We start from the raw sequence: 6,468 nt of genomic DNA on the forward strand, positions 1-6,468 counted from the left end.
GTACTACGGGCTTATAGCCCGTGAGCAAACCACCCGTTTTACGGGTGGTTCTGATATTGTTATATATAATATGTGACAATTTTCTCTCATATTTACAAGATTCTAATTATAAATTATAATTAAAAATATTTAATAATAGTTTATAGTGTATAGAGAGAGGGTTCTTATGAAACGCATGTGTAAAGCGAAATTATCCTTAGCAATTGCCCTGACGATTGCTAGCTCTGTAGGTCAGTATGCAATGGCGGAATATCCTGTTTTTAGTTTGACTAAGGGTGAAACTGTAGACTTGGGAACACCGCAAGGTACAATGTATGGGCTTGATGCAGATAATTTGAGTACTATTAATGCAGATTACGTAACCGGTAGATTAATTGATGAACGTAATACTATCATTACTAGCCAAAATGGCAGTACTGTGAATATTAAAAATGGTGATCTTCAAGTTGGTCGTAGCAGTAATCCAGTTGTTATTTCTAAAGGTGGTACTGTAAATCTTGGCGTAGATGGTAATACAGGTAATTTTACTGGACATGATATGTCTATTGAAGGTGATGTCCGTATCGATGGCAACCCTAATTATGCATCTGTAATTAATATCGGTTTAGATAGTGATGAAGTAATGTGGACTGGCTTTGCTCTTAATGTAGCAGATAAAAATGCAAAACAACCAAACCATATTAATGTATACCTTGGTCAACGTGGCTATTGGGATCATCTTTATCAAGGTGGGTTAAATGGTACTGGCTTTAGTACAATGACAACACCAAGCCGTGTACATCGCTTGGTAGGTTCTAAAAATCGTAGTTTTGAAAATGCTGTAGTGCAAAATGAGCACAATGAAATCCACATTGATAAGTTAGTCGGTCATGTAAACTTCTTCTACGATGCGAATGGTGAGTACGATGATACGGAAGATCCAGAATACACACCACCAACGAAAACCTATAATGGTTTGACTCCAGAATCCTTCTGGGGTGGCGATATTCATATTACAAGTGCAGAGTCTAATGCAGCTGCTCATTTGTATGCGTCTCAAAAAGGGCTTGATGTATCCTCTGAGGATAATGTAAATAAAATTTTAGATAACTTGGCTCATAAAATCTACTATCATAACTATGTAAATGGTGAAAGAAACCTTCAAGGTACTGTAGGCATTGCTTCTAATGGTGCTGAGTCTGCACGCTTTAAGGTGTTGACTGAAGGGTATGCTAAGGAAGGCGCTATTACTTGGCAAGCAGATAAAGATGGTCAAGGTAAATACGTATATGGTGAAAATAAACCGGCTCCTAAACCAGAGGTACAACCGACTCCAAAACCTGAGCCTAAGCCACAACCTAAGCCAACTCCAAAGCCAGAAGTAAAACCAGAACCGGCTCCAGCGCCTAAGCCGGAAGTTAAACCGACTCCTAAACCAGAAGTGAAACCAGCTCCAGTGCCAGACCGTAATTCTCACATTCATGTTATCATGGGTGATTTTGATACACCTCATATGCGTGGCGCTCGTTCTGCCATCATGAGTAATATCAACGGTTGGAGAACATTGACAGATAATATGTATCGTCCACGCGTATTGCAACAAGGCGAACCAACAGGTATTTGGGCTCGCGTTGGGGGCGGTAAATACAGCTTCAATGCAAAAGGTATCGACACAGATACAACGTATACACGCATTCAAGGTGGTTACGATGCTAAAACTAGCAGCGGTTGGACTGTAGGTGGTCAAGTTTCTTACCTTCGTGGCAACGATGACTACGTATTCAATGGTACTGGCAAAGAAAAAGCCTTTGCTGTTGGTGCGTACGGCTTGAAAGATCTTGGTAACAACCAATACATCCACATCGAGTCTCAAGTAGGTCGTGCTTCTAACGACTTCACAGTTCGTAATGAAATTGGTGAAAGACTGTCTGGTGAGACTAAAGCGAATGTATACTCTATCGGCGCTCGCTATGGTAAAACTGTGAAGCTTTCAAATGGTACATACATCGAACCACAAGCACAATTGAGCTACACTCACTTCGGTGGCGATAGCTTCAATGCCGGCAGCATGCACGTAGATCAATCTGGTGTGAGCAGCATGGCAGGTGGTCTTGGCCTTGAAATCGGTAAAAACTTCGGTGCAGGTAACATCTATACTCGCGTTGGCGTAAACCATGCCTTCTCTGGTACAGTGAAAACTGCGTACACAAGTGGTGCTACTACTAAATACACATCCGAAGACATTAAAGGTACTTGGACAGATCTAGCATTCGGTGGCCGCTATGGCTTCAATGCAAACAACAGCATCTTCGCTGATATTAGCACAGGTCTATCTGGCGACTATAAAGCTGGCTGGTCTGTAAATGCAGGATTTACACATAAATTCTAATATAATAGCTACTATATAAAAGTATATGGTGTTTACCAATAAAAGGTAGTGATCTGGTCACTGCCTTTTTATGTTCTAGTTTTATAACTCAAATATTAATATCTTAAATAACTTTAAATAAAAATAGGATAATTCATTTACAATTCACAAAAAATAGTGTAATATTTTAAATATATTTTAAAAGTGTTAAATGTGAGTTCTTAATAAAGTGAGTATATATCTATCTTTTCATATAAATAAAGACTAATAAATCAATTCTCAGATATATATTCAACTATGAAGGAGCTTTCACAATTGTGATTGTATTGTAAGTGAAGTATTGGTTGAGGTGTAAGAGGATGAGAGCAAGAAATAAATTTTTATTATCTGCTGTTATGATGACTTTATTGTCATCTACGATGGCCATGCCTAGCACATGGGCTGCAGCAGGTCTTAATTCTGATGGACGTATTTTTGCAACTACTGCAGATAGCAAATTTGAAAGTACAGGTAATACGACTGCGAATGGTGTAGTCGCATCTGATGGTGGTCAAGTTACAATTGGCTCTTTGGATACTCCTGATGCATCTCAATTGCCTAAACGCTATCGTCAACCAGCTTTCATTACAGGCATGCTAAATAACAGTTCCATTCAAGTGGATGGCGGGGTTATGGACGTGACTACTGCACCATGGCAGTCCCCATATCCAGTAGCGTTTGCATATAATAGTAAAATTAATCTCGGCATTGATGATACGGGTACTGTAAAACACAAAGTGTTTAATATGCAAGGTGATGTGCTAGTATCTGATAAAATGATGCCTCCTCATCAAGAACAGCAACCATCTGTGATTAATATCGGCCTAGGCCGTGCACATAACAGTCCTAACCAGTTTTCCGGTAAGGCTGTGAACACCTTAGAGGATAAAGGTGGCGAGATCAACATGACCTTTGATGGTGGCATGTGGAGCCATGATAACATGGGCGGCTTGGAATCTTTCAAAATTGATGGTAAAACAGAACGTAGTAGTATTAACAAGCTCACAGGTACTCGTACGCGCGAAGGTTTCAGCCGTATTTCCCAAGATTCCCGTAGCGACATTCATGTAAATAAATTGGACGGTCATATTAATGTTATTTATGACATGACTAGTGGTACTGGCTTAAATTATGCTAAACCAGGTTCTAAGAAAAACGGTCTTGATCCGGCTGACATCGAGGGCGGTAACTTCATCGTGAAATCCGCTGTAGCTGGCTCTGGCGTACATGGCTATGTAACAGGTGATCATCTCGATACTTCTTCTGAAAGCAATGTAAACAAGATTTTAGATAACTTAGCTCACAAATTCTATTATGAAAACTATGTAAAAGGTGAAAGAAATCTTTCTGGTACAGTATCCATCGCATCTAAAGGCATCGTGTCTAGCTTCCAAAAAGCATTGACTACAGACCAAAAAGAAGGGAATATTACTTGGAAAGACGGCAATGGTCAAGGGTCCTATGTGGTGCCGGAACCAAAACCTACACCAACTCCAGATCCTAAACCAGTTACACCGGTAACACCAGATCCTAAACCAGTTACACCTGTAACTCCTGATCCAAAACCAGTTACTCCTGTAACTCCAGATTCAAAACCAGTTACTCCAGTAACTCCAGATCCTAAACCAGTTACACCAGTAACTCCAGATCCAAAACCAGTTACACCTGTAACTCCAGATCCAAAACCAGTTACACCAGTAACTCCAGATCCAAAACCAGTTACACCTGTGACCCCAGATCCTAAACCAGTTACGCCAGTAACTCCAGATCCTAAACCAGTTACACCTGTAACTCCTGCTCCTACACCAGTAAATCCTAATCCTGTTGTTCGTGGTGCCTATGATACACCTCATATGCGTGGTATTCGTTCTGCTGTAGTAGGTAATATCAACGCATGGCGTACAGTAGCTGATGATATGTATCGTCCTCGCGTATTGCAACAAGGTGAACCAACAGGTATTTGGGCTCGCATCGGTGGCGGTAAATACAGCTACTCTGGCAGCGGTATCGACACAGCTACAGATTATACACGCATCCAAGGCGGTTATGATGCTAAAATCAGTCGTGGCTGGACTGTAGGTGGTCAAGTATCCTATCTTCGTGGTTCTGAAGACTATGTATTCGATGGTTCCGGCAAGGTTAAATCCTTCTCCGTTGGTGCTTATGGTTTGAAAGACCTTGGTAAAGATCAATATGTACATATAGAAACTCAAGTTGGTCGTGTATCTAATGACTTTACAGTTCGTAATGAAATTGGTGAAGCCATGTCTGGCGATGCAAAATCTAATGCGTACAGCATCGGTGTTCGCTACGGCAAAACATTGAAATACGATAATGGTTTCTATGTAGAACCGCAAGCACAATTGAACTTTACACACTTTGGTGGCCGTAACTTTACTGTAGATAATGTATCTGTTAACCAATCTGGTGTAAACAGCACTTCTGGTAAAATCGGCCTTGAATTGGGTAAACAGTTCGGCAATGGTAACCTTTATACAAGATTTGCTGCAGGTCATGCTTTCACAGGCAATGTAAAAACTGCATTTGCTAGCGGTAGCGTAATGAAATTAACAGAACAAGACCTCAAAGGTACTTGGACTGAATTGGCATTCGGCGGCCGTTATGGCTTTAATAGTAACAATAGCGTATTTGCTGACGTTGCTACAGGTTTGTCTGGTGATTACCAAGCAGACTGGGGCGTGAATGCAGGATTTACACATAAATTCTAAGTGTAGATTTATTAAATAATCTTTTTGTACAATAGCTAACATATATAGCCTCCTAATAATAGAGTTATGACTTTATTATTAGGAGGCTTTTATAGTATGGAGCATAGAATTAACTATATAGCGACCTATACATTTTTCTTTTAATGTTAAGGAAAAACTATATAGACGAAATACGATATATTGTGTATACTAATGAAAATAGTAAGCATACTAGGATTTATTGATAGATGCTTACTGTATTAATATATTTACCATGCTTAGTATGGGGATCTCTATGGGGATAACCGTTCCTATAGAGATAATATCTAGTGTATGATAAATGAAGCCACTCTGGGGAGGGCGGCTTCTAATGAGGAGAACTTATGAAACTAATTAAATTATTACCAATTATGGCAATTGCTTCTGTATGTGTTGCTGGCCAAGTACATGCGGCACAAGATCCTTTGATGATGCCTGAACAACCTGCGGCTCCTTTGACTGCAGAACAACAAGAAATTTCTCTTGCTGTTCCTAGTGAAGAGGTAAAAGCTGTAGTATCTGAATTTGCAGCATTCCAATTGGGAATGAGCAATGCTTTAATCAAAGACGACAATCGCGTAATGTCTGGTCAACAACGTTATACTAATAACGTGTTGTACTACATGAATGTTCGTCGTGACTGGTACATTACAAGCCATCGCTATAAAAAAGATAGCTATGCTCGCGTAGCATTAGACCGCTTGTACTTAGATTACAAAGAATTCTTCACAAACCACACAACTGTGTCTGACATGAACAAAGCTGAATATGAAAACCAAATTTTGGCAATTCTTGAAAAGAATACAGCTAACATGTCTAATGATGAATTGCGTTTCTACATGAACGAAATGGTAATCTACAGCTTGAAAGAAGCTATGCGTGACGGTAATAACCGCGTTAAACGCATCCGCTAATCGGTATATATAACTATATATCTATGAAAGAGGTAACGGCATAGGCCGTTGCCTCTTTTGTTTTCAAAACAAATGCCCTCGTAGGAACAAATTCTACGGGGGTCTGTTTATTAATTAATTATATTATCTAATCTATTCTTTATGAATTATTATTTATGTTATTTACATATTTTTTCGATGGCAGTATAATCTACTTGTAGAATTATGAGGAAAGTATGAAGGAGAAGTGTTTTGTAGTGTAACAAGGGAGGCGTATGATTATGAATCACGCAAAGAAACTACAATTATTAGCAGTACTCGGAGTTTTGACCATATCTTCGGCTAGCTTGGTCCAGGCTGCAGATATTCCTGTTGTTTCTAGTGGTGGTCATGGGCTCGATATACACATGGTCGGCCACGTCCGGGTCGGTCATGATGGTAG

Annotated in this window: 3 protein-coding genes; all 3 read left to right on the forward strand. The window is 39.7% G+C overall.

All coding sequences use genetic code 11. From position 1 onward, the window contains the following. The first annotated feature begins 166 nt into the window (after positions 1-166). The 3 genes from QZR70_RS08090 to QZR70_RS08100 all read left to right on the forward strand — a co-directional run bounded on the left by QZR70_RS08090 (position 167) and on the right by QZR70_RS08100 (position 6,047). Positions 167-2,368 (forward strand): autotransporter domain-containing protein, encoded by a 2,202-nt coding sequence (locus QZR70_RS08090; protein ID WP_295794371.1) that lies wholly within the window; start codon positions 167-169, stop codon positions 2,366-2,368. Between the two features lie 338 nt (positions 2,369-2,706). Further along, a complete protein-coding gene (locus QZR70_RS08095) occupies positions 2,707-5,115 on the forward strand; it encodes an autotransporter outer membrane beta-barrel domain-containing protein (RefSeq protein ID WP_295794372.1) in 2,409 nt (802 codons plus the stop codon). Positions 5,116-5,477: 362 nt separating this feature from the next. Next, positions 5,478-6,047 (forward strand): hypothetical protein, encoded by a 570-nt coding sequence (locus tag QZR70_RS08100; protein ID WP_119207321.1) that lies wholly within the window; start codon positions 5,478-5,480, stop codon positions 6,045-6,047. Positions 6,048-6,468: the final 421 nt, after the last annotated feature.

The sequence above is a fragment of the uncultured Veillonella sp. genome (assembly GCF_900545205.1).
GTDB lineage: Bacteria > Bacillota > Negativicutes > Veillonellales > Veillonellaceae > Veillonella.